This window comes from Celeribacter sp. SCSIO 80788, from assembly GCF_051054295.1.
GTDB lineage: Bacteria > Pseudomonadota > Alphaproteobacteria > Rhodobacterales > Rhodobacteraceae > Celeribacter.
The window spans coordinates 109,601-132,860 of sequence record NZ_CP150483.1 but is presented as its reverse complement, the minus strand read 5'-3'; the positions used below and the strand labels follow the sequence as shown (position 1 = coordinate 132,860).

The following is a 23,260-nucleotide window of genomic DNA, read 5'->3' as shown; positions in this document are numbered from 1 at the left end:
CAAAGTTTTAGTGCCTGCAATGTCAAAGCGCGTTTTCCCCTCTGCGTAAGCTCAGATCAAAGAGAGGGAGGACATGACAATGGCCGAGAGAGACAAGCCTGTGGCGGTCGTCACGGGAGGACGGCGCGGATTGGGGCGCGGATGCGCCATGGCTTTGGCCGCACGCGGCTTCGATCTTGTGCTGATCGACCTGCATGACGATGAGGTTGCGCACGAGACTGTGGCGGCGCTTGAGGCCGAGGGGGCGCGGGTTCGGTTCCTGCAAGGCAATATCGCCGATCTCGACGGCCATGCCGCTCTGGCGCAGGCGGCATGGGATGCGTTCGGAGGCATCGACTGTCTGGTCAACAATGCAGGCGTTGCGCCTTTGGCCCTGAGCGATGTGCTGACGCTCACCCGCGAGGCCTATGAGCATACGATGAACATCAACCTGCGCGGCAACCTGTTTCTGGCACAGGCGATTGCCCGGCTGATGGTGGCGGCGGAGCCTCTGGGTTTTGCGCGCTCGATGATCTTCATCACCTCGATCGCCGCCAATCACGTTTCGGTCGCAATCCCGGACTATTGCATCTCAAAATCCGGCCTGTCGATGGTGGCGGGGCTCTTTGCCCTGACGCTCGCGGGCCATGGCATTCAGGTGCAGGAGGTCCGCCCCGGCTTCATCCGCACCGATATGACCACGGCGGGCGAGGGCTCTCCGACCGAGGCCATAGAGGCCCATATCGCCGCGGGGCATGTGCCGATGAACCGCTGGGGCGAAGAGGAAGATGTCGGGCGCACGGTGGCCATGCTGGCTGCGGGCGACCTGCCGTTCTCGGTCGCGCATCCGATCTATGTCGATGGCGGCTATGGCATTCGGACTGCGTGAGGAGAGGATGATGCGTCGCAGTCTGACAATAAGCGCCGCGCTTTTGATGCCTTGGGTGGCCAGCGCAGAAATTTTCGTGGTCGAGGACGATGCGGCCGGGGTCCCGCACTACACCACAACCGAAACCCCGGCGTTGACGGAGATTCCGGCGATCGCAGGTCAGGCCAACGAGGGGTTCAGTTACGGCCTCATGTGGCAGGGCATGGAGGGACATTTGCTGTTCGAGGGGCGCGTGGCACCGGGCGGCAAAATCGTCAGCCACGACGGCCCCGATCCCTATGTCGCCTATATCGTCGCGGGGCACGGGACCATGGGCAATGACGCACCGGACGGCAGCACGGCCTCGTCCTTCGCCTTCGCGCCGGGGGATTGGATCGTGTTTCACCCGGGCACGATGCATCACTGGGTGAATGGCGACGAGGAGCTTGTGTTCATCGGCTTCCAACGCCTGCCCGCCACAGACGCAGAAAACTGAGATTTCGGTGTCCGGCCTGTCCTGAGACGCCAGAAAACACCACGGCCACGCATAAGCCGTGATCACTAAGGGAGAGAGAGAAAGACAATGACAACACCGTACAAAACGACGCAGATCGGGACGCTTGCCGGCGTGGGCCTTCTGCTGATGACCGGCGCGGCTTTGGCGGGGCCGAGCTGTGAGAAAGGCCCGATCCAGATCGGCGCCGTCGCGACCGTCACAGGTCCCGTGGATTTTTCGGCCAGTCCGAAAACCACCGCCGCCTATTTCGACGCGCTCAACGCGGCAGGCGGGATCGACGGCTGTGAGGTCGCGTTCGAGATCGCCGACGACCGGGGCGATCCTCTGGTGGCGACACAGGCCGCGCGCAACCTGATCGACAACAAGAAAGTCGTCGCCATGGCAGGCAATGCCAGCCTGTTGGATTGCGGCGTGAACGCCCAGCTGTACCAGCGGTCCAATGTGATGGATATCGCAGGTCTCGGTGTCGATCCGGTATGTTTCACCTCTCCTTCCGTGGCCTCGGTGAGCCCCGGTCCCTACGTCCTCTCGACCGCGATGCTCTACTTCGCGAGCGAAGAGCTTGGCGCGGAAAAGGTCTGTGCCTTCAACTATGTGATCGGCGGCTGGAAAGAGGCCATGGAAACCGCGCTCAAGGAATGGGAGCTGATCACCGGCAATTCGCTGCACATCCTCGACATGACGCTGCCGGTGCAAGGCGATCTGACGCCTTACCTGATCCGGGCGCGCGATGAGGGCTGTGACGCGGTCTTCACCAATCAGGTCGAGCCGGGCATCGTTCAGTGGATCAACACCGCCGATGCGCAGGGCATTTCCGGCATCGATTGGGTCTTCCTCGCCTCGGGCTATACCGAGGGTGTTGCCGCAGCCCTGAAGGATTCGCCGCAGCCGATTTATGTCGGTACGGAATGGGAACCCTACACGCTGAAAAACGACGCCAATCAGGAATGGTACGATCTCATCGAACCGGCTGGCATCACGCCAAGCGCCTTTTCTCAGGGCGGCTTTCTCGCCGGTAAGATCATCACGGATGTGATCAAGGGGATCGACGGCGAAGTCACACGCGAAGCGGTGACCAAGGCGCTGCGCGAGATGGAGCCCGCCTCCTATCCGATCGCAGCCGGGGCCTACCGCTTTGGCGAGGGTTCCACCGACAGCCCGATGCGCTCCACCAAGGTTGTCAAACTTAACGACGGGGTCTGGGAGGTCGTGACGCCCGAGTGGATCGAACTTCCTACCGTCGACTAACATCATCTCCCAAGGGACGGCGGAAATCAGGCCTGCCGTCCCGCTTTGCAGTGCAAGGATAACGTCATGGAATCCCTCCTCACATCCGCCATTGCCGGGCTGTCCGCCGGTGGGGCCTATGCGATTCTCGGGGTCTGCGTGGTCTTCACCTATCGGCTCGTCGCCGTGGTGAATTTCACCGCAACAGCTCTGGGCGCCGTGGGTGCCTTCGTCATGGTCATGCTGGTGGAATACGGCTACCCGTTGGTGCCCGCCGTTCTGACCGGGCTCGTCGCAGGCACACTTGCCTCCGTCATGGTCGGTTTTGTCACAACCATCTGGTTTTCCGGTTCCACACCCTCGGTGAAAGCGGCTGTGACCGCAGCGCTTCTGGTCTGTCTCATCGCTCTCGGCCTGCGTTTCACCGGCGGCCAGCATCCGCGCGCCTTCCCCGATCTGATCGGCGGCGCCGGGTTCAAGATCGCGGGCGTGACCGTCACCAATGCGTCTTTCGTGGCCATCGGCCTCGCCGTTGCGCTGACCATCGCGGTCGAGCAATTTCTGGGTCGCACCCGCACCGGGCTTCAGCTGCGCGCGCTCTCCGAACGCCCCATGGCCGCCGAGCTTCTGGGCGTGCCGGTGCGGCGTCTGGCACTTGGGGTCTGGGCTCTGAGCGGTGCGGTCACGACGATTGCGCTCATGCTCATCGCGCCGTTGCGTTCGCCGGACTTCGGCTCTCTGAGCCTCTTGGTCGTGCCGGCCTTTGCCGCCGCCCTCGTCGGATCGTTCAACAGTTTCCGCGCAGCGCTTGTAGGCGGCATCGCCATCGGCGTGATCGAGGGGCTGGCGAGCGGTTTCGTGGGGCTCAATCAGTACCGCGCCGCCGTGCCTTTCCTTGTCATTCTCACCGTTCTCATGTGGTCGCAAAGAGGAGCCCGTTGGGATGAAGCGCGATAGTTACATGGCCGCCTCCAAAGTGGCGGCACTGGTGATCGCGGCGGGCGCTTTGTGCCTGTTGCTGTTGCCGTCTTACTGGATTTTCCTCCTGACCGCCGTGTTCATCATCGGCATGTCGCTGCAAAGCCTCGGGCTTGTCGTCGGCCGCGCGGGGATGATCTCGCTCTGCCAGATGAGCTTTGCGGGTGTCGGCGCATGGACCGTCGGCTACCTCAATCTCATCGGCTTTCCCGGCGGGTTTTTCGTCTGGCTCCTGATCGGCGGCTTTGCGGCGCTGCCCTTCGGTCTGGCGATCGGCCTGCCTGCGCTGCGCCTTCGGGGCATCAACCTTGCCATCGTGACCTTGGGCTTTGCCGTGGCCTTCGGCGTGGTGCTCGGCACCATCACCTATCCGGGGCAAACCTCGTTCAAAATGGTCGAACGCCCGATGGGGTTTGACAGCGATCAGGGCTATTTCATCCTCGTGCTGGCGATCTACGGCCTCGTCGCCGTGGCGCTCGAATTCGTGTCGCGCTCAAAGCTTGGCGCGTCCTGGCTGGCCGTGAGCCATTCCGAGCGCGCGGCGGCCTCTCTGGGCGTTTCCGTGCCTTGGGCAAAGCTCAGCGCCTTCGCTATCAGTTCGTTTATCGCGGGCATTTCCGGCGGGCTTCTGGCGGGCTATATGGGTACGCTTCTGGCGGAAAACTTCTCGATGATGCAATCGCTTGTGCTTTTTGCCGTGGCGATCATGGTCGGTGCGCAGTTTCCCTTGGGCGCCATTTTGGGCGGCGTGCTTGTGGCGCTCTTCCCGGAGCTTCTGCGCCGTCTGAACCTGCCGCAGGATCTGGGCAGCGTGGTCTTCGGTCTCGGCGCTGTGCAGGCGCTGTCCACCGGCGAGACGATCAGCGAAACCTTCATGCGGCTCTGGGGTAAGATCATGCCCAAACGCGTCGCCAAAGCCCCGCGTGCAGGTGTCGAGTCCCTGCCTGCCGCGCGTGAAGCCGTCGAGGTCGAAACCGTGCTCGAAGCCCGCGAGCTGACCGTGCGCTACGGCAATGTGGTGGCGCTCAATGGTGCGTCGCTTTCGGTGCCGAAAGCCACGGTCGTGGGCCTGATCGGCCCGAACGGCGCAGGCAAATCGACCTTTGTCGATGCGCTCACCGGCTATCTCTACAAATACGAAGGTAGCGTCCTGTTCCAAGGCAAGCCGATGGAAGGGCTGACCCCTTGCGACCGCGCCCATGCCGGTCTGCGCCGGACATGGCAGACGACGCGGATTTCGCCCGATCTTTCGGTGGGGGACTATGTCAATCTCGCCTCGGGTGGGGGGCTGAGCGATACGCAGATCGACGCGGTTCTGGCCTGGCTCGATTGCCCAACGCCCCAGACCCCGATCAGCGCCATCGACTCGGGTGCGCGCCGTTTGCTCGATGTCGCGGGCGTGGTGGCGGCCCGTCCGCCGGTGATCTTGCTCGACGAACCCGCCGCCGGTCAGTCCTATGCCGAAGCCGTCATGCTGGGCAAACGCATCGCGGAAATCCCGGCGCGGTTCGGCTCGTCCGTGTTGCTCATCGAGCATGACATGGATCTGGTGCGCACGGCGTGCTCGCAGGTGACGGTTCTGGATTTCGGCACGGTTCTGGCGCAGGGGCCGACCGCGCAGGTGCTCGATATGCCGGTCGTCAAGAAAGCCTATATGGGCATCGATTTCGAACAGGAGGCGGCGGAATGAACGTCTTGGAAACCAAGGGCCTGGTGATCAATCGCATCGGCATCCCGGTGGTGCGGGACCTCAATCTCATCGCACGCGCGGGCGAGATCAGCGTGCTTTTGGGCGCCAATGGTGCGGGCAAAACCACGCTGCTTGAAGGCATCTCGGGCGTCTGCCCGGTGGCCTCCGGCACGATCCTTGTTGCGGGAAATGACGTGGGCAAACTGAAACCCGGCCAGCGCGCGCTCTCGGGCATTGCCCATGTCGAACAGGGGCGAACGATTTTCGGCACCATGACCACGGAGGAGAACCTCAAGGTCGGGATGCATGAGGATTCGAGCCTCGATGAAGTCTATGAGCTCTTCCCCGAACTTCTGGCGCGCCGCGATGTGGCCTCCATGATGCTGTCGGGCGGCGAGCAGCAGATGGTCGTGATCGGCCGCGCCTTGGTGGGCCGTCCGCGGGTGATCCTGATTGATGAGATGTCGGCGGGGCTTGCGCCCGTCGTCGTCAGCCGGTTGATGAAAGGCGTGCGCCGTCTCGCCGATCAGGGGCTTGCGGTCGTGCTCGTCGAACAATTCGCCAATCTCGCGCTCGAAATCGGCGACCGGGCCTATGTCATGCGGCGCGGGTCCATCGTCTACGAGGGCGATTGTGCCACTTTGATGCAGGACCCTGAAAAGCTGCATCACCTCTATCTCGGCGATCTGGGCGAGGCGGAAACCGCCGCCTGAGCCGGGTCCCCCGATTTACCACCCTGAGCCTGACGCCCCGTTTCGGGGCGTCTTTTTTATACACCCCGATGGGGACTGTGCCGGGAATGCAAACAGGTCATGCCCGGTGTATCAAGTGGGCCGGGCTCCCGTGTCCTAACCTCCTGTGCAAGAGGCTCGCGCTGGCGGGCGCGATCGGAGGATGACATGACCGAAAAACAACTCGACGGCAAAGTGGCTATCGTGACGGGGGCCGCGAGCGGCATCGGGCAGGCGATTGCCCTGCGATTTGCCGAGGAAGGGGCCAAGCTCGTCTTGGCCGATCTCAACCCGAGCGACGACACGGAAGCCCAGATCAAAGCCATGGGCGGCGAGGCCATTCAGGTCAGGGTCAACACCAAGTCCGAAGCCGATTGTGACGCCATGGTCGAGGCGACTGTAAAAGCCTTCGGTCAGGTCAATATCGGCGTCTTCGCGGCGGGCATTCGGCTCGATCCGATGCCCATTCTCGATGTCGAAACGCCGGTGTTCGAAAACATGATCGACATCAACATGATGGGCGTTCTGCGCTCCGCCCGTGCTGTCGGGCGTCAGCTTCAAAAGCAAGGGCAGGGCGGCAGCATCGTCAACATCGCCTCGACCGCCGGTAAAATCCCGATCCACGGCTCCGGGCCCTACTGCATGGCGAAAGCGGGGGTGATCATGATGACCAAGGTGATGGCGCTCGAACTTGCGCCGCAGAACATCCGCGTCAATGCGCTGGCACCCGGCTTTACCGAAACGCCGATGTGGGATTTCGAGAAGGGCACGGAAGAGGACAAATGGGCCATGTCGATGACGCCGATGAATCGCACGGGCACGGCGCGCGAACAGGCCGAAGCCTGCCTCTTCCTCGCCTCGGACGCCAGCAGCTACACCACCGGCCAGACGCTTTACTCGGCTGGCGGACAGTTCGTGGACTGAGGGCCGGATCATGACACAACAGTCGATATTCATCACCGGCGCAGGCTCCGGCATCGGGGCCGCCACGGCGCGGGTGTTTGCCGCAAAGGGCTGGCGCGTGGCTTTGGCGGATCGCGATGGCGCGGCGGTCGAAGCGCTGGCCTCCGAGATCGGTGGCGCGGCGTTCACGGTCGATGTTCTGGATCGCGACAGCATCGCAACGGCGATGAACACCTTTACAAAAGAGGGCGGTCTGACCGCGCTGTTCAACTCCGCCGGGCTTTTGGATATGCACCCCTTCGCCGAGGCCGATCCCGCCCGGCTCGACGCGCTGTTCGACGTGAATGTCAAAGGCGTGATGAACGCGATCCGCGCCGCTTTGCCCGCGCTCAAATCCGCCGAGAACGCCCATATCGTCACCATGAGTTCGGCGGCGGCGATCCATGGCGTGCCGGATCTCGCGGCCTATTCCGCCAGCAAATTCGCGGTGCGCGGCCTGACCGAGGCGCTCAACATCGAATTCGAACCGATGGGCATCTGGGTCTCTGACCTGATGGTCGGCTATGTCGCCACGCCCATGCTCTCCAAGGCCGATGCGACGGCGAAATCCGTCGAACTTGCGGGCGTCCATGTGACGCCGGAGAGGGTGGCCGAAACGGTCTATCAGGCAACGCAAGAACAGCGGGTCCATTGGTTCGTGCGCGACGAGGACCGCGAGGCGCAGGCCGTTTTCGATGCAACGCCTCTGGAGGCGCGCCGCGATTTGATGCGGCCATCCACTGGCTACTGACGCGATCTGTTCCGGCGCTGCAAAGAGGTTGTGCCGCCTCGGCAACGTGTTGTCGGACAGTCGGACTAACATCAGATCAAGAGGAAACATCTGAGGGCTAAGACCATGCAGATGTGGGAGATTTTGCCCGCCTGGAGCGGTGCAGAGAGAGGAGGATTATTCGTGAAAGACAGCGACAACCAGAAGCCCGGCCAAATGCCTGCGCTGGCCGCCGGGGTCGAGACCCGACAGATCGAAGTGAACGGCATCTCCGTCACCTATCATGAGGCCGGGCAGGGCAACACAGCCCATCCGCCTGTGGTTTTGATCCACGGCTCGTCCGGCTCGACGATGGGCCATTTCGGCTTTCTCTTCCCGATGTTGGCCACCCATCACCGGGTGATCTCGCTCGATCTCGCCAACCCGGTGAAAGCGGGCGAAAAGCTTGAGCTTGAGCATATTGAGGCACAGGTTCTGGCCGTTATGGAAGCCGCCTGTCCGCGGCAGAAGGTGACGCTTTTGGGCTTTTCCTTGGGGGCGGTCGTGGCCGGGTTCATGGCCGGGCGTCATCAGGACAAGATCGAAAACCTCGTGCTTTTGGCCGGGTGGATCAAGACCGACACGATGATGACCTTCTTCAACCGGACATGGTTTGCGCTGCGCAACGCCGGTCTCTCCGAGTTGAACGATTACACCATCTACGCCGCCTTCAGCGCGCCGTTTTTGGCCTCGAAAACCGTCGAGGAAATGGCCGTCGGCGCCATGCCGCTCGATGCGTTTGTCGATGCTCAGATGGAGCTGAACGCCCGCGTCGACATCACGGAGGAAGTCCCCAGGATCACCGCGCCGACGCTGATCATCTCCGGCACTTACGACACGATGGTGCCGCTGCACCACGCGCACGCCCTGTTCGGGGCCATTGAGAATGCGCGCTTTGCCGAGATCGGCTCGGGCCATGCCGCCGTGTTCGAACGCCCCGCCGAGGTCACGCGCCTTGTCGATCGCTTTGCCGCCAACCCGGAAGAATACCCGGCCGGCAGCACCGTGCCCGCCCTGAAACCGTAATCCCGGAGAGACCAGATGACACAGCAGAAACCGATTCACGACACGACTATCATCATCGTCGGCGCTGGCTTTGCGGGGCTTGGCATGGCGATGAAGCTCAAGGAAAAGGGCATCGACGATTTCGTCATTCTCGAACGCGCCGAGGATGTGGGCGGGGCATGGCGCGACAATACCTATCCCGGTGTGGCCTGCGATGTGCCCTCGCATCTCTATTCGTTTTCCTACATGCCGAAGCCGGACTGGTCGCGGGTCTATTCGCCGGGGGGCGAGATTTGGGACTACCTGCGCGACTGTGCGCAAAAGACCGGGCTTGTGCCGCATATCCATTTTGGGGCGGAGCTTTTGAAATCGTCCTGGGATGAGAGCACGCGGCGCTGGACCGCCGAGACGTCAGAGGGCATCTGGCGCGGGCAATATCTGATCACCGCGACGGGCGTTCTGGCCGATGCGCATCTGCCGAATATTCCGGGGCTCGATGGCTTTACCGGCACGGCCTTCCATTCCTCGATGTGGGATCATTCGGTTGATCTCAAGGGCAAACGTGTCGGCATCGTCGGCTCCGGCGCGTCCGCGATCCAGATCGTGCCCGAGGTGGCAAAACTGGCGGGCGAGATGATCGTCTTCCAACGCTCCGCCCCCTATATCGTGCCGCGCCCGGACCGCGCCTATAGCGAGACCGAAAAGCGCAGCTTTGCCCGTTTGCCCCACCTCATGGAGAATATGCGCGAAGAGATTTTCTGGATGGGCGAATATATGTACGCCCAACGCCGCGCCGTTCCGACCTTTATCGCCGAGGCGCGTAATATGGCGCTTGGCCATCTCGCCGATCAGGTGCCGGACGAGGACCTGCGCGCGAAACTGACGCCGGATTACGAGATCGGCTGCAAACGCGTCCTGATCGCCAACACCTATTACCCGGCCTTCACGCAGGACAATGTGACGCTTGAAACCTCGGCGCTGGCCAGCGTCGAGGGCGGCAAGGCCGTCGCCGCAAGCGGTGCGGAGTATGACGTCGACGTGCTGATCTTCGCGACCGGGTTCGAAGCCCCCGAACCGCCCGTGGCGCATCGGGTCTATGGTCGCGATCACGTCAAGCTCGCCGATCAGTGGGACCGCGGCATGCAAGCCTACGATTCCATCGCCGTGCCGAATTTCCCCAATATGTTCATGCTCTTGGGGCCGAATACCGGGCTCGGGCATCACACGATGGTCTATATCATCGAAGCGCAGGTCGATTACATCCTCGGCGCGCTCGATCATGCCGAAGCGCAAGGCTTTGAGACGTTGGAGGCCCGGCCCGAAGCCGAAGCCGCCTATCTCGACCACATCGAGGACGTGGCGAAGGGCACCGTTTGGCTCGATGGGGGGTGCAAGTTCTGGTACCGCGATCCGCGCTCCGACCGGCTGACCGTGCTCTGGCCCGACTTCGCCTATGCCTTCCGCGATGAGAACGGCACGTTCCATCCCGAAGGCTATACCGGCCTTCCGGCCACCGCAGCGGAATGAGGAGATCCAGCATGCTGAACGGAAAAACCATCATCGTCACCGGCGTGTCTTCGGGCATCGGTCAGGAAACCGCGAAACAGATCAAGGCCGCAGGCGGCAAGGTGATCGGCGTCGACCGCAACGCCCCCTCTGTGGAGCTCGATGCGTTTCATCAGGTCGATCTGATGGACGAAGCAGCCCTCGATGCCCTCATTGACGCGCTCAAATCGGTCAAGGCCGACGGGCTCGCGAATATCGCTGGCGTGCCGCCGACCGCGCCGAAAGAGGTCGTTGTAACGGTCAATCTCGTGGCGCTCAAACGGTTGACACTGGGGCTCGTCGACAGCCTCAAGGACGGCGCCTCCATCGTCAATCTGGCCTCTCTCGCGGGGCTTGGCTGGGAAGGTGAAGTGGCCAAGATCAAGGCCGCCGAAGGGCTGACCCACGAAGGTGTGGCGACATTCTGCGACAGCCATGAGATCACCTCTGAAAACAGCTATTTTTTCACGAAACAGGCGCTCGTCGCATGGACCCATGAGAACCGCTGGACATGGCGCGACCGGGGCATTCGGATGAATGCCGTCAGCCCCGGCCCGGTGGACACGCCGATCCTCAAGGATTTCCTCGAAACCCTCGGCGAGCGCGCCGAAGAGGACATGCGCATCATGGACCGCCCCGGCACGCCCACCGATATCGCGCCGGTCGTGACCTTCCTGTTGTCCGACGGATCGGTCTGGCTGCGGGGCGTCAATATCGCCACGGATGGCGGCATGCGCGCCCATATCGACGCAACCTCGAACGGTTTGAATTAAAAGGATTTCACTCATGGAAACCCAACTTCTGATCGCCGGGGCGCGGACCCCGGCCGAAAACGGCCGCTCGTATGACAGGCTCAACCCCGTGACCGGGAAACTTGCGACCCGCGCTGCCGCCGGCAGCGTGGCGGATGCGAAAGCCGCCGTGGCCGCCGCCGAGGCCGCTTTCCCGGCATGGTCCGCAACCGGCCCCGCCGAGCGCCGCGCGATCCTTAACCGAGCCGCCGACATCGTCGAGGCGCGCGCCGGGGAATTTGTGGCCGCGATGGAGCGCGAAACCGGCTCGACCGGCATCTGGGCCGGTTTCAACGTGCATCTCGCCTCGGGCGTGTTGCGCGAAGCCGCCGCGATGACCACGCAGATCGGCGGCGAGGTGATCCCCGCCAACAAACCCGGCACGCTGGCGATGGCGGTGCATCGCCCGCGCGGCGTCTGCCTCGGGATTGCGCCGTGGAACGCGCCGGTCATTTTGGGGATGCGCGCCGTCGCCATGCCTCTGGCCTGTGGCAACACGGTGGTGCTCAAGGCGTCAGAGATGTGCCCCGCAACCCATATGCTCATCGGCGAGTGCCTGACCGAAGCGGGCCTGCCGGAAGGTGCGGTCAACGTCGTGACCAACGATCCGAAAGATGCGGCCGAAGTGGTCAAGGCATTGATCGAGGCCCCCGCCGTGCGCCACGTCAATTTCACGGGTTCCACCGGTGTCGGGCGGATCATCGGGCGACTGGCGGGTGAGAACCTCAAGCCCTCGCTCTTGGAGCTTGGCGGCAAGGCGCCGCTTGTGGTTCTGGAAGATGCCGATCTCGACGGCGCGGTGAACGCGGCGATTTTCGGGGCTTTCATGAACCAGGGCCAGATCTGCATGTCGACCGAACGCATCATCGTGGTCGAGGCGGTGGCCGATGCCTTTGTCGAGAAATTCGCGGCCCGTGCGGCGACCCTGCCTTGGGGCGATCCGGCGGCGGGCGATGTGGTTTTGGGAGCTTTGGTTTCGGCGGATGCCGGGGCGAAAATGTCGGCGCTTCTTTCTGACGCCACCGCCAAAGGCGCAAAGCTCGTTGCCGGTGGCGAGGGCGCGGGCGCGTTGCATTCGGCGACGCTGCTCGACGGGGTCACCCCCGCGATGCGCATTTATGCCGAGGAGAGCTTTGGCCCGGTGAAATCCATCATCCGCGTCAAGGACACGGAGGAGGCGGTCCAAGTTGCCAATGACACCGAATACGGCCTGTCAGCGGCGGTGTTTTCGCAGGACATCACGCGGGCTTTGTCGGTCGCGAACCGGCTTCAGAGCGGGATTTGCCACATCAACGGACCGACGGTTGCGGATGAACCGCAGATGCCCTTCGGCGGTGTCAAGGACTCGGGCTATGGCCGGTTCGGCGGCAAGGCGGCAATCTACGAGTTCACCGATCTGCGCTGGATCACCCTTGAAGACCCCGCACAACATTATCCGTTCTGAATGGGGCGCGTCTGATGAAAACCGTTCTGATCACCGGGGCGTCCAGCGGGCTCGGTGCGCATTTCGCGCGGGTTTTGGCGGCGGAGGGCTGGCAGGTTCAGCTTGCCGCCCGGCGGCTCGATAAAATTGCCGAACTGACCCGCAAAATCGACGCCGCAGGCGGTCGCGCCGAGGCGGTCGAGATGGATGTGACCGATGCCGCCTCCGTCGCCGAGGGCTTCGCAAACCTGTCGCGCGCGCCCGATGCGGTGATCAACAATGCGGGGATTTCCGGCGAAGGCTCCGCCATGGAGATGAGCGAGGAGATGTTCACCTCCGTGCTCGACACCAACCTGAAGGGCGCGTTCCTTGTGTCGCAACAGGCGGCGCGGGCCATGAAGGAAACGGGCGGCGTGATCGTCAACATCGCCTCCATTCTCGGCCTGCGCGTGGCCGGCGGCGTCTCCGCCTATACCACGTCGAAGGCCGCACTGATCCAGATGACCAAGGCCCATGCGCTTGAATGGGCGCGCTATGGCATTCGCGTCAATGCGCTCTGCCCCGGCTATATCGAAACGCCGCTCAACCGTGAGTTTTTCGAAACCGACGCGGGCAAGGCGCTGATCCGCCGCATCCCGCAACGCCGTCTGGGTCGGCTTTCCGACCTCGACGCCCCGCTTCTCATGCTGCTCTCCGACGGCGCCGCCTATGTCACCGGCTGCGCGCTTCCCGTCGATGGCGGCCATCTCGTTTCCAGCCTGTAAAGGAGGTCCGCATGGACTTCACCCTCTCTCCCGCCGCCGAAGACTATCGCGCGCGCATTGCCGATTTTGTCGAGGTGGAGCTTTTGCCCGTCGAGGCGGATCGCGCCAATTACGATGCCCATGGCAATATTACGGACGCGGCCCTTCAGCGCCTGCGCGCCAAGGCCAAGGCCGAAGGCCTGTGGTGTTTGCAGGTCTCGAAAGAGTGGGGCGGGCAGGGGCTTGATAAAAAGGGCATGGCGGTCTGCTACGAAGAGATGAACCGGTCGATTTTCGGCCCCGTGGTGTTCAACTCGGCCGCGCCCGACGATGGCAATATGATGATGCTCGACATGCTGGGCACCGAGGCGCAGAAACAGCGCTGGCTGACGCCGATTGTGAAGGGCGATGTGCGCTCGGCCTTCGCGATGACCGAACCGCATCCGGGCGGTGGCTCCGATCCGGGGATGATGCTGACGAAGGCCACGAAGGACGGCTCGGATTGGGTCATCGAGGGGCGCAAATGGTTTATCACCGGCGCCGAAGGGGCAACGCATTTCACCGTCATGGCGCGGACCTCGGACGATGCGCGCGAAGGTCTGACGGCGTTTCAGTTTCACAAGGACACGCCCGGCTGGGAGATCATCCGCCGCATTCCGATCATGGGGCCGGAGGAGCACGGCGGGCATTGCGAGATCGTGTTCGACGGACTGCGCATCCCGGAAGAGGACATTTTGGTCGGCGTCGGGCGTGGCCTCAAGGTGACTCAGGCGCGGCTTGGACCGGCGCGGCTGACGCATTGCATGCGCTGGCTCGGCCTGTCGAAACGCTGCGTTGAGATCGCCACCGACTATGCCGGGCGGCGCGAAGGCTTTGGCCAGCGGCTCATTGAGCGCGAAAGCGTGCAGATGATGCTCGGCAAGCTCGCCATGGACATCGAGATCGGGCGGCTTCTGGTGATGAAAGCGGCCTATGAGATCGACGCCGGGCGCTATGGTCAGAAAGAGGTTTCCATGGCGAAAATCCATGTCGCGAACCTGTTGCATCAGGCCGCTGATACCGCGATCCAACTGAACGGTGCGCGGGGCTATTCGACCGATACGCCGCTCGAATGGATTTACCGCTATGGCCGTCAGGCGCGGCTCGTCGATGGCGCGGATGAGGTGCACAAGATGGTGCTGAGCCGTCATCTGGGCAAGCTCGGGCGCGATTTCTGGAAATGGGATGAGGCTCATGCCTGAGGCCCATCTAATCCCCAATGCGGCCAATCATTGCCCGCTCACGCCGGTGGGGTTTCTGGACCGGGCGGTGGAGGCCTATCCCTCGCGCACGGCCGTGATCTGGCAGGAGCGCTCCTGGACTTACGCCGAATTCGCGGGGATCGTTCAGGCGATGATCGAGGTGCTGCGCGCGCAAGGCATCGGCTCCGGCGATACGGTGGCGATCATGTGCGGCAACCGGCCGGAGATGCTGGCCGCGCATTTCGCGATCCCGGCGGTGGGGGCGGTTTTGAATGCGCTCAACACAAGGCTCGACACCCATGTGATCGAGTACATTCTCGATCATTCCGGAGCCAAACTGGTTCTGGCCGATCCGGCCGGGGCGGAGGTGACGGGTCCGGCGGCGATGGAGGCGGGCATTCCCTGTCTGGTGTTTCCTCCCATGAACACGGGCGGCGAGGGGCTCGACCTGCTCAATGCCGCGCCCGTCACCTTGAGCGCCTTTGCCGATGGGGTCACGGACGAGTTCAGCCCCATCGCGCTCAACTATACCTCCGGGACGACCGATCACCCGAAGGGCGTGTTGCTCAATCACCGGGGCGCTTATCTCAACACGCTGGGCAATATCATCTCGCTCGGGTTCGGGGCGGAGACGACCTATCTCTGGACCCTGCCGATGTTTCACGTCAACGGCTGGGGGCACCCCTGGGCGGTGACGGCGGTGGGCGGCACGCATGTCTGTCTCGACAAGGTGATCCCCGAAGAGATTTTCCGCCTGATCGCCGCGCATGGCGTGACCCATATGGCCTGTGCGCCGGTGGTGCTTTACATGCTGCTGCACGATCCGGCGCGGGTGCTGCGAGATCCGTCAAAACCTGTGCGCGTGGCCTCGGGCGGGGCTGCGCCCACGAGTAAACTGATTTCCGAGCTTGAAGCTTTGGGCTTTGAATTCATTCACCTTTACGGCCTGACCGAAAGCTTTGGCCCCGCCACGATGCAGCGCCTCGACACGGATCAGATGCGCGAAAGCGTCGAGACCCGTGCGCGGCTTCTGTCGCGCCAAGGCCTGCCGCATATCACGGCAAACCAGATGCGCGTGGTCGACGAATTTGGCGCGGAGGTTCCCGCCGATGGCGAGACGCTGGGCGAAATCGTGTTTCGCGGCAACACTTTGATGAGCGGCTATCACCGCGATGCGGCCTGTACCGCGCGGGCTTTTGAGGGCGGGGTCATGCACACCGGCGATCTGGCCGTGCGCCATCCGGACCGGCGGATCGAGATCCGCGACCGCGCCAAGGATCTGATCATCTCGGGCGGGGAGAATATTTCGAGCCTCGAAGTCGAAGAGACCCTGCATCGCCACCCCGATGTGACACTGGCCGCCGTGGTGGCCGCGCCGCATGAGAAATGGGGCGAAATTCCCTGCGCCTTCATCGAGACGCGGGCGGGGGCGGAGGTGACGGCGGAGGCGCTCAAGACCTACTGCCGCGATCATCTGGCGCATTTCAAGGTGCCGAAGCTGTTCGTGTTTTCAGAGCTGCCGAAAACCGCCACGGGAAAGATTCAAAAATTCGCCCTGAGACAAACCGCTGCCCGAATCGCGGCACAAGAGAGCGAGACAAACCCATGACACGCGACACGAAGATCACGATAAAAGGCGCCCTGGATTTCGATCCCGGCCCGTTGACGGAATTCCTGCGTGCGACACTCGGTGCTCCTGATATGCCAGTGCTCTACGAACGCATCAGCGGCGGTCAGTCGAACCCAACCTATAAGGTCACGCTGGGAGATCGGCAGATGGTCCTGCGCAAACAGCCGCCGAGCATCGTGGCCAAGGGTGCCCATGCCATCGACCGCGAATACCGCGTGCTCGAAGCGCTGGGGCCGACCGATGTGCCGGTGGCCAAGCCGGTTTTATTTCATGACGAGGCCGATCTGATCGGCACACCCTTCTACCTTATGGAGTTTCTCGAAGGCCGGGTGTTTTCCGAAGCCGATCTGCCGGGGGTGGACCCGGAGGAGCGCCACGCGATCTATAAGACCATGGCCGAAACTCTGGCGCGGCTGCATGCCATTCGCCCAGATGCGGTGGGGCTTGGCGATTTCGGGCGTCCGGGCGGCTATTTCGAACGTCAGGTGCGGCGCTGGTCCGGTCAGCTCGATGTCTCGACTCTGCCGGATCTCGACGACTTGCGGCTGTTGCGCGACAAGGTGCGCGACGGCATGCCCGAAGACGATGGCGCGGTCTCCATCGCCCATGGCGATTTCCGCATCGGCAATCTGATGTTTCACCCGACAGAGCCGCGTGTCATCGCCGTGCTCGATTGGGAGCTGTCGACCATCGGCCATCCGCTCGCCGATCTTGGGTTTTGCTGCATGCCCTGGAACACAAGTTCCGAGGAATATGGCGGCATTCTCGATCTCGATTATCGCACCATGGGCATCCCGGATGAGGCGGAATTCGTCGCCGAATATCACAAACACCTGCCCGGTGTCGGCCCGCTCACCGCGTTTCACAAGGCCTTTGCCCTGTTCCGGTTTGCAGTCATCTTCGTCGGCATCGCGGAGCGCGCCGAGGCGGGCGTGGCCTCCGATGAGAATGCTGCGGCACTCGCCCCTCTGGCGCGCCGGTTTGCCTTACGGGGGCTCGATATTCTGGCCCAGGAGGCCTCCGCATGAGCCCCATGAGCATCGCCGTGATCGGCGCGGGGACGATGGGCGGCGGTATCGCCATTTCGGCGGCCGAGGCGGGGGTGAAAACCTATCTCTTCGACATGAGTTCGGACATGCTGAGCCGGGCCGAGACCCGCGCGGCGCGTTATTTCGACCGTTTGGCCGAGAAGGGCAAACTCACCGTGGATGAGGCCCGCGCGGCCCGGGCGCGCATCCTTCCGGTGCGCGATCTCGACGCCATCGCGGGCGCGCAGATCGTGATCGAGGCAATCCACGAAAACCTTGCGGCCAAGCAGGCGCTGTTGGAGCGGCTCTCGGGACTTCTTGGCCCCGACACCATCGTCGCGACCAACACAAGCGCTCTGCGCGTGGGCGATCTGGCCGGCAGCCTCACGCGGCCCGCGCGCTTTCTCGGCATGCATTATTTCAGCCCCGCCGAGATCAACCCGCTCGTCGAACTGGTCTCCGGGCCGGAGACGGCGGCGGCGTCGCTCGCCGTGGCGGAGCGGTTTTTGCAGCAGACCGGCAAGACGGTTCTGCGCTGCAAGGATGCGAGCGGGTTTGCGGTCAACCGGTTCTTCTGCCCCTATGCCAATGAGGCGGTGCGGCTGATGGACGAGGGCATCGCCGAGACCGCCCAGATCGACGCAGTGGCCCGCGACATCTTCGATCTGGCGCTTGGGCCCTTTGCTGTGATGAACATCGTCAAGCCCCGGATCATGCTGAACGCGGTGCAGAACCTCGGCGATCTCGGACCGTTTTACGCCGCCGCCATGGGGCTGCAAACCGCGGGCGGCTCGGATGCGCCTTGGGCCATTGCGGAGACCCCCGCAGCGCTTCCTGACCCGGTGGCGCGCGTTGTGGCCGAACGGCTGATGGCGGCAGTTTGGCTGCCGGTGCTCGATGCGATCTCCGAAGGGGTGGCTATTCCCGAGGATTTCGATCTGGGCGCACGTCTGGCACTGCGTTTTGGCAAGCCGCCGGTCGAAACCATGCGCGCCGCAGGGCGGGGCGAGGTGACCCGCATCGTCGGCGCCATGGCCGCGCGTCACGGCCAGAGCCTGCCTGAGGCCGGGCTTGAACGTCTTTTTGCCTGATTTTATGAGGAATTCCACATGACCAGATCGGTTGTCATCACCGCCGCCACCCGCACCGCCATCGGCACGTTTTCCGGCGCGCTTGCGGGGCTGAGCCCCGCCGACATGGGGGCCGCCGTCGCCGCCGAGGCGATCCGCCGTGCAGGCATTGCCCCCGAAGATGTCCAGCAAACCGTGATGGGCAATGTCATCCACACCGCGCCGGAGGATATGTATGTCAGCCGCGTCGTGGCGATCCGCGCGGGTGTGCCGGAGACCTCTCCGGCGCTGACGCTCAACCGGCTTTGCGGCTCGGGGCTTCAGGCGGTTGTGACGGCGGCGGAGCAGATCATGCTGGGCAACGCTGACGTGACGCTGGCGGGCGGCACGGAATGCATGAGCCGGGCGGGGCATCTGATGACGGCGGCGCGTCATGGCCAGAAGATGGGTGACATCAACGCTACCGACATGATGATCGGCGCGCTGACCGATCCGTTCGGCAACGGTCATATGGGGATCACGGCGGAGAATATCGCGGAACGGGTCGGCATCGACCGTGAGACCCAGGACCAGTTCGCCTATGAAAGCCACCAACGCGCCGCGCGGGCCATCGAGGCGGGCTATTTCAAGGATCAGATCCTGCCGCTGACCGTGAAACGCGGGCGCAAGGAGATGGTGTTCGACACGGACGAACATGTGCGCGCCGATGTGACGCCCGAAGGGCTTGCCGCGCTGCGCCCGGCGTTTCGTAAGGACGGATCGGTGACGGCGGGCAATGCCTCGGGCATCAATGACGGGGCGGCGGCGCTCATTCTGATGGAAGAAGAGGTCGCGAAGGCCAAAGGCAGCACACCGCTTGCGCGGATCGTGTCCTATGGGCTGGGCGGGGTTGCGCCGGACATCATGGGGATGGGGCCGGTTCCGGCAACGAAGCAGGCGCTGGCGCGCGCGGGGCTGAGCGTGGCCGATCTCGATGTCATCGAAAGCAACGAAGCCTTCGCCGCGCAGGCCTGTGCTGTGTCGCATCAGCTCGGGTTTCCGGCGGAGAAGGTCAATCCCAACGGCGGCGCGATAGCACTTGGCCATCCGATCGGGGCATCGGGTGCGATCCTCCTGACCAAGCTGATCCATGAGCTGAAACGCTCGGGCGGTCGCTATGGGCTGGCCACAATGTGCATCGGTGGCGGGCAGGGCATCGCCATGATCGTCGAAGCGCTCTGACCACAAAACCACCATGCGAAATACCCTCCCGGCAAAGCAATCATGCCGGGAGAGAGCATCGCGCCCCCTGCGACCACATAAGCTGACGTAGGGGAAGAAGAGGAGAACGGGGGGAGACGTTCGGGGGGACATCTCAGCACAACGGATCGTGAGGAGACACAGGGCGCGACAAGCTCTGTGGACGTTCTGTGACAGGCTGACGACGTCCCTGAGCTGACGTCACATTTTCAAAATTCAAAGACTTCCCAACGCGATACGGCGAGAGCCGTGCCGCGAACAGAAGAAGACGTCCAAAAGGAGGAGAACCATATGAAACGTCTCACACAATTGGCGGCGGGTCTGGCCGCGACCTTGACCGTGACCCTGACGCTGAGCACGGCGGCACAGGCGCGCGAACCCGGTGTGCTTCCGGCCATGGCACCCGGGGCCACGATGGGCGTGCCGATCGCCGCTCCCTTACCCGAAGGTTTCTTGTTCAGCAGCCGCACGGGGTATTCGCAGCTTACGTACAAAGATGCGGATGGCAATGAAACCGACACGAAAATCGACATTCTGGATACGGCGCTTGTGCTGAACTACGTACCCGGCACGATGCTGTTCGGTGGGCAATATCGCGCCTCTCTGGCGCTGCCGATCATCGACGCGAGACTGAGTGGCGATGTGTCGGCACATTCGACCGGTATTGGCAGCCTCGACATCCGTCCGGTCGATATTTCCTGGGAAATTGCGCCGGGAATTTTTGCCAGTGCCGGTGTCAGCATTCTTGCACCGGGCGACTGGGACGCGGACAATCTGATCAATCCGGGGCAGAATTTCTGGAGCCTCGCACCCAGTGTGGGGTTCAGCTATCTGCGCGACGGCTGGAACGCGTCGGCGCATGTGATTTACACAACCAACCAGCGCAACGATGCCAATGGCTATAAATCCGGGGATGATCTCAACATCCACCTGACGGCGATGAAAGACGTCGGCAATGGGCTGAGCCTCGGGCCGGTGGCCTATCTGCGCAAACAGATGACCGCCGACAGCAATCGCGGCACCTCCTATGGCGGCGGAACGGCGGCCAAGACCGAAGCGGCAGGGATTGGTCTTTCCGCGACCAAACAATTCGGCAATGTCATCGTGAACGCCATGTATACGCATGACGTGTCTGCCGAGGAATCCGGTTCGGGCGATCGGCTCTGGCTGAACTTCGCCCTGCCGCTTCCGCGGTGAGCCCGGTTGCGGTGCAGGCGCTGACACTATGAGATGATGGGCTGGCCGCACCGGCTCAGTCCTCATCTTGTCATGGAAGACCTCGGCCGAGGTCTTCCATATCAGAATACCCGATGAAGCGCACACCTCCCGCGCAGGAGATTGCCCTCAATCAAGCATTTGCACACTCGTTCACCTTTGACAGTTCCGCGCTTTCTCATGACTGTCGAAACAACTATCGTTTAGGCTTGGGTCCAAACGCATAGGGCCGATATGTAACGCCTCAAACGCTGCCCACCCCGTTGGATTTGCGCGGATTTGCGGCGTTTCTGTCAGCATTCTTTCTCAAAAGTGCCTCGGACGGTGTAACCAGCCGAGGCACTTCCGGGATGCGGTGCGCTGCACATCTCGTTTGAACGAATTTGGGTGATCAGAACGGATAATGCTGCTTCGGGTCTTCGATTGTGATCCATCGGGTGACGGTGAATTCGTTGACACCGAGCTTGCCGCCGAAGCGTCCGAAGCCCGAGTCCTTCACGCCGCCGAACGGCATTTGCGGCTCGTCGGAGACGGTCGGCCCGTTGATGTGGCAGATACCGCTCTGGATGCGGTTCGCGGCGTCCATCGCCTTGGTGATGTCCTGCGAGAACACCGCAGACGACAGCCCGTATTCGGTGTCGTTCGCCACCGCGATGGCCTCCTCCGCGTCTTTCACCCGGATAATGGATTTCACCGGGCCAAAGCTTTCTTCCGCGTAAATCCGCATCGCGGGCGTCACGCCGTCGAGCAAGGTGGCCGAATGGATCGCGCCGTCGCGTGCGCCGCCGGCCACGAGTTTCGCGCCTTTCGCGGTCGCGTCCGCGATCAAAGCGTCCATCTTCTCCGCCGCCGCTTCCGTCACCAGAGACCCCAAAACGACCTTCTCGCGCGGGTTGCCATAGGGCAGGCTCGCGGCCTTGGCGGCGAGTTTTTCGATGAACGCGTCGGCCACGGCCTCGACCACGATGATGCGTTCGGTCGACATGCAGATCTGGCCCTGGTTCATGAACGATCCGAAAATAGCCGCGTTCACAGCGCCGTCGAGATCGGCATCTTCCAGCACCACAAACGGCGCCTTGCCGCCCAGCTCAAGAAGTGCCGGTTTGAGGTTTTCGCCAGACAATCGCCCAATAATGCGTCCCACGCCGGTCGAGCCGGTGAAGTTCACGTGTCGCACTTCGGGCGCTTCGATGAGCGCTTTCACCACCTCGGCGGCATCTTCCGGCGCGTTCGAGATCACGTTGATCGCGCCCGCCGGAAGCCCCGCTTCCACAAGGCATTCGCCGATCAGACGGTGCACTTTCGGGCACATCTCGGAGGATTTCAGCACCACCGTATTGCCACAGGCCAGAGCCGTCGCCACCGCCCGCGTGCCCAAAATCACCGGCGCGTTCCACGGCGCGATCCCAAGGCAGACGCCGCGCGGTTTCGCGACCGCCATCGCCAGTGTGCCGGGTTTGTTCGACGGGATCACCTCGCCGCCGATCTGCGTCGTCATCGCGCCCGCTTCGCGCAGCATGCCCGCCGCGAGATGCACGTTGAACCCGGCCCAGATCGCCGTCGCGCCGGTCTCGGTGACCATCGCCTCGACGAACTCGCCCGCGCGCGCATCCATGATGTCGCCCGCTTTGACCAAGATCTTGCGTCGCGCCTCGGGGCCCATCGCGGACCATTCGGCAAAGGCCGCCTCAGCACTCGCCACGGCTTTCAAAGCATCGTCGACCGACGCGGCGGCGGCCACAGTGGCCACCTCACCCGTCACCGGGTCGATCCGCTCATAGGTTTTTGCCCCTTCGGCGGCCACATCCGTGCCGCCGATCAACAAATCCAAGCTCATTGAAATCTCCTCAGTTCAATCCGTTGCTGGTCGCGTCGATATAGGCCCGCATCCCCCCATCGCAGGAAATGTTGATCCCACGCAGCCAGCCGGAGCCGTCGGAGAGCAGGAAGGTCACAACCGGCGCGATGTCCTTCGGTGTGCCCGGGCGGTCCATGATCCGCGCGTCCTCTTCGGCGCGTTCGCCGAGCGTCTCCAAGAAATCGCCGAGGATCGGGGTATCGACCGGCCCCGGGCTCACGGCGTTCATACGAATGCCGCGGTCGCGCCAAGTCCAGCGATTTTCATGTGTAAATGCGACAAGGGCCTGTTTGGTAAAGAAATAGCTGTTTTCGGTGGTGATGTCATGGGCGGCGCAGAACGCGGCGACACCTTCATGCGTCAGCCCTTCGGCGGCCTTGATCCTGGCCACTTCGCCTTCCCAGCCAAGCCCCGCCAGAGAGGCGAGATTGACGATGGACGCGCCGTCTTTGAGGCTGTCCACGAGCCCCAGCGTGAGCTTTTGGAGCGCCACGAGATTGACGGTCACGACAACCTCTTTCGGCGCGGTCGGCGGCACGCCCGCGATATTCGCGAGCCCGTCGGCCTTGACCGATTTGAGTTCCTCGATCAGAGCGTCGAGAGCGGCCTCATCGGTCAGATCGACCTGATGAAAGGCGTCGAGCTCGATGGAGGGCGCATTGCGGTCGACGCCGATCACCTTGGCGCCTGCGGCCTTGGCCTGAAGGGCCGTTTCCTGACCGATCCCGGAGGATACGCCGGTGATGATGATGGTTTTGTTTTCAAGCATTC

At 63.0% G+C, this 23,260-nt stretch carries 21 protein-coding genes; 19 read left to right on the top strand and 2 right to left on the bottom strand.

Annotated elements, in window-relative coordinates:
- Nucleotides 1-79: 79 nt before the first annotated feature.
- From V1471_RS19390 to V1471_RS19300, 19 genes are all read left to right on the top strand, one after another.
- Nucleotides 80-868, top strand: coding sequence for a 3-ketoacyl-ACP reductase (locus V1471_RS19390; protein ID WP_434291147.1), 789 nt, complete (start codon nt 80-82; stop codon nt 866-868).
- Nucleotides 869-878: 10 nt separating this feature from the next.
- Nucleotides 879-1,343 carry a cupin domain-containing protein gene (locus V1471_RS19385; RefSeq protein ID WP_434291146.1) on the top strand — a complete coding sequence of 155 codons (465 nt, stop codon included), beginning with the start codon at nt 879-881 and terminating at the stop codon, nt 1,341-1,343.
- Between the two features lie 87 nt (nt 1,344-1,430).
- Nucleotides 1,431-2,612 (top strand): ABC transporter substrate-binding protein, encoded by a 1,182-nt coding sequence (locus V1471_RS19380; RefSeq protein ID WP_434291144.1) that lies wholly within the window; start codon nt 1,431-1,433, stop codon nt 2,610-2,612.
- A 66-nt stretch (nt 2,613-2,678) separates the two neighbouring features.
- Nucleotides 2,679-3,548, top strand: a complete 870-nt coding sequence (locus tag V1471_RS19375; protein WP_434291143.1) for a branched-chain amino acid ABC transporter permease — start codon at nt 2,679-2,681, stop codon at nt 3,546-3,548.
- Nucleotides 3,535-5,259, top strand: coding sequence for a branched-chain amino acid ABC transporter ATP-binding protein/permease (locus tag V1471_RS19370; RefSeq protein ID WP_434291142.1), 1,725 nt, complete (start codon nt 3,535-3,537; stop codon nt 5,257-5,259). The genes V1471_RS19375 and V1471_RS19370 overlap by 14 nt, the downstream gene beginning before the upstream one ends.
- The gene (locus V1471_RS19365) at nt 5,256-5,972 is read left to right on the top strand and encodes an ABC transporter ATP-binding protein (protein WP_434291141.1); all 717 of its coding nucleotides are present in this window, start codon (nt 5,256-5,258) and stop codon (nt 5,970-5,972) included. Before V1471_RS19370 ends, V1471_RS19365 begins: the two co-directional genes overlap by 4 nt.
- Nucleotides 5,973-6,158: 186 nt before the next feature.
- Entirely contained in the window at nt 6,159-6,914 is a 756-nt protein-coding gene (locus V1471_RS19360; protein ID WP_434291140.1) for an SDR family NAD(P)-dependent oxidoreductase, read from the top strand.
- A 10-nt stretch (nt 6,915-6,924) separates the two neighbouring features.
- A complete protein-coding gene (locus V1471_RS19355; RefSeq protein ID WP_434291139.1) occupies nt 6,925-7,683 on the top strand; it encodes an SDR family oxidoreductase in 759 nt (252 codons plus the stop codon).
- A gap of 162 nt (nt 7,684-7,845) precedes the next feature.
- Nucleotides 7,846-8,727, top strand: coding sequence for an alpha/beta fold hydrolase (locus V1471_RS19350; RefSeq protein ID WP_434291137.1), 882 nt, complete (start codon nt 7,846-7,848; stop codon nt 8,725-8,727).
- Nucleotides 8,728-8,742: 15 nt separating this feature from the next.
- Nucleotides 8,743-10,233: a flavin-containing monooxygenase gene (locus tag V1471_RS19345; RefSeq protein ID WP_434291136.1), complete on the top strand. Its 1,491-nt coding sequence runs from the start codon at nt 8,743-8,745 to the stop codon at nt 10,231-10,233.
- A gap of 11 nt (nt 10,234-10,244) precedes the next feature.
- A complete protein-coding gene (locus V1471_RS19340) occupies nt 10,245-11,024 on the top strand; it encodes a coniferyl-alcohol dehydrogenase (protein WP_434291135.1) in 780 nt (259 codons plus the stop codon).
- A 13-nt stretch (nt 11,025-11,037) separates the two neighbouring features.
- Nucleotides 11,038-12,486: an aldehyde dehydrogenase gene (locus V1471_RS19335; protein ID WP_434291134.1), complete on the top strand. Its 1,449-nt coding sequence runs from the start codon at nt 11,038-11,040 to the stop codon at nt 12,484-12,486.
- 14 nt (nt 12,487-12,500) lie between these two features.
- Nucleotides 12,501-13,229, top strand: coding sequence for an SDR family NAD(P)-dependent oxidoreductase (locus tag V1471_RS19330; RefSeq protein WP_434291133.1), 729 nt, complete (start codon nt 12,501-12,503; stop codon nt 13,227-13,229).
- Nucleotides 13,230-13,240: 11 nt separating this feature from the next.
- The gene (locus V1471_RS19325) at nt 13,241-14,449 is read left to right on the top strand and encodes an acyl-CoA dehydrogenase family protein (RefSeq protein ID WP_434291131.1); all 1,209 of its coding nucleotides are present in this window, start codon (nt 13,241-13,243) and stop codon (nt 14,447-14,449) included.
- Nucleotides 14,442-16,058, top strand: coding sequence for an AMP-binding protein (locus V1471_RS19320; RefSeq protein WP_434291129.1), 1,617 nt, complete (start codon nt 14,442-14,444; stop codon nt 16,056-16,058). Before V1471_RS19325 ends, V1471_RS19320 begins: the two co-directional genes overlap by 8 nt.
- The gene (locus V1471_RS19315; protein ID WP_434291127.1) at nt 16,055-17,107 is read left to right on the top strand and encodes a phosphotransferase family protein; all 1,053 of its coding nucleotides are present in this window, start codon (nt 16,055-16,057) and stop codon (nt 17,105-17,107) included. Before V1471_RS19320 ends, V1471_RS19315 begins: the two co-directional genes overlap by 4 nt.
- Complete coding sequence (locus V1471_RS19310; RefSeq protein WP_434291126.1) at nt 17,104-18,198, top strand: 3-hydroxyacyl-CoA dehydrogenase family protein; 1,095 nt, start codon at nt 17,104-17,106, stop codon at nt 18,196-18,198. The genes V1471_RS19315 and V1471_RS19310 overlap by 4 nt, the downstream gene beginning before the upstream one ends.
- An 18-nt stretch (nt 18,199-18,216) precedes the next feature.
- Nucleotides 18,217-19,398: a beta-ketothiolase BktB gene (gene bktB / locus V1471_RS19305; RefSeq protein ID WP_434291125.1), complete on the top strand. Its 1,182-nt coding sequence runs from the start codon at nt 18,217-18,219 to the stop codon at nt 19,396-19,398.
- A gap of 309 nt (nt 19,399-19,707) precedes the next feature.
- On the top strand, nt 19,708-20,613 hold the full coding sequence (locus V1471_RS19300; protein ID WP_434291123.1) for a SphA family protein: 906 nt from the start codon (nt 19,708-19,710) through the stop codon (nt 20,611-20,613).
- Nucleotides 20,614-21,022: 409 nt separating this feature from the next.
- On the opposite strand, the gene V1471_RS19295 is transcribed toward V1471_RS19300, so the two are convergent.
- Both V1471_RS19295 and V1471_RS19290 read right to left on the bottom strand, forming a co-directional pair.
- Nucleotides 21,023-22,468: an aldehyde dehydrogenase gene (locus V1471_RS19295; RefSeq protein WP_434291122.1), complete on the bottom strand. Its 1,446-nt coding sequence runs from the start codon at nt 22,466-22,468 to the stop codon at nt 21,023-21,025.
- Between the two features lie 10 nt (nt 22,469-22,478).
- Nucleotides 22,479-23,258 carry a coniferyl-alcohol dehydrogenase gene (locus V1471_RS19290; protein ID WP_434291121.1) on the bottom strand — a complete coding sequence of 260 codons (780 nt, stop codon included), beginning with the start codon at nt 23,256-23,258 and terminating at the stop codon, nt 22,479-22,481.
- Nucleotides 23,259-23,260: the final 2 nt, after the last annotated feature.

Bases quoted from the DNA above. Each gene is read 5' to 3' on its own strand.
- V1471_RS19365 (WP_434291141.1), top strand. From the start codon at position 5,256: ATGAACGTCTTGGAAACCAAGGGCCTGGTGATCAATCGCATCGGCATC.
- V1471_RS19320 (WP_434291129.1), top strand. From the start codon at position 14,442: ATGCCTGAGGCCCATCTAATCCCCAATGCGGCCAATCATTGCCCGCTC.
- V1471_RS19370 (WP_434291142.1), top strand. From the start codon at position 3,535: ATGAAGCGCGATAGTTACATGGCCGCCTCCAAAGTGGCGGCACTGGTG.
- V1471_RS19345 (WP_434291136.1), top strand. From the start codon at position 8,743: ATGACACAGCAGAAACCGATTCACGACACGACTATCATCATCGTCGGC.
- V1471_RS19390 (WP_434291147.1), top strand. From the start codon at position 80: ATGGCCGAGAGAGACAAGCCTGTGGCGGTCGTCACGGGAGGACGGCGC.
- V1471_RS19310 (WP_434291126.1), top strand. From the start codon at position 17,104: ATGAGCCCCATGAGCATCGCCGTGATCGGCGCGGGGACGATGGGCGGC.
- V1471_RS19355 (WP_434291139.1), top strand. From the start codon at position 6,925: ATGACACAACAGTCGATATTCATCACCGGCGCAGGCTCCGGCATCGGG.
- V1471_RS19325 (WP_434291131.1), top strand. From the start codon at position 13,241: ATGGACTTCACCCTCTCTCCCGCCGCCGAAGACTATCGCGCGCGCATT.
- V1471_RS19335 (WP_434291134.1), top strand. From the start codon at position 11,038: ATGGAAACCCAACTTCTGATCGCCGGGGCGCGGACCCCGGCCGAAAAC.
- V1471_RS19380 (WP_434291144.1), top strand. From the start codon at position 1,431: ATGACAACACCGTACAAAACGACGCAGATCGGGACGCTTGCCGGCGTG.
- V1471_RS19375 (WP_434291143.1), top strand. From the start codon at position 2,679: ATGGAATCCCTCCTCACATCCGCCATTGCCGGGCTGTCCGCCGGTGGG.
- V1471_RS19315 (WP_434291127.1), top strand. From the start codon at position 16,055: ATGACACGCGACACGAAGATCACGATAAAAGGCGCCCTGGATTTCGAT.
- V1471_RS19295 (WP_434291122.1), bottom strand. From the start codon at position 22,468: ATGAGCTTGGATTTGTTGATCGGCGGCACGGATGTGGCCGCCGAAGGG.
- V1471_RS19340 (WP_434291135.1), top strand. From the start codon at position 10,245: ATGCTGAACGGAAAAACCATCATCGTCACCGGCGTGTCTTCGGGCATC.
- V1471_RS19360 (WP_434291140.1), top strand. From the start codon at position 6,159: ATGACCGAAAAACAACTCGACGGCAAAGTGGCTATCGTGACGGGGGCC.
- V1471_RS19330 (WP_434291133.1), top strand. From the start codon at position 12,501: ATGAAAACCGTTCTGATCACCGGGGCGTCCAGCGGGCTCGGTGCGCAT.
- bktB (WP_434291125.1), top strand. From the start codon at position 18,217: ATGACCAGATCGGTTGTCATCACCGCCGCCACCCGCACCGCCATCGGC.
- V1471_RS19300 (WP_434291123.1), top strand. From the start codon at position 19,708: ATGAAACGTCTCACACAATTGGCGGCGGGTCTGGCCGCGACCTTGACC.
- V1471_RS19385 (WP_434291146.1), top strand. From the start codon at position 879: ATGCGTCGCAGTCTGACAATAAGCGCCGCGCTTTTGATGCCTTGGGTG.
- V1471_RS19290 (WP_434291121.1), bottom strand. From the start codon at position 23,258: ATGCTTGAAAACAAAACCATCATCATCACCGGCGTATCCTCCGGGATC.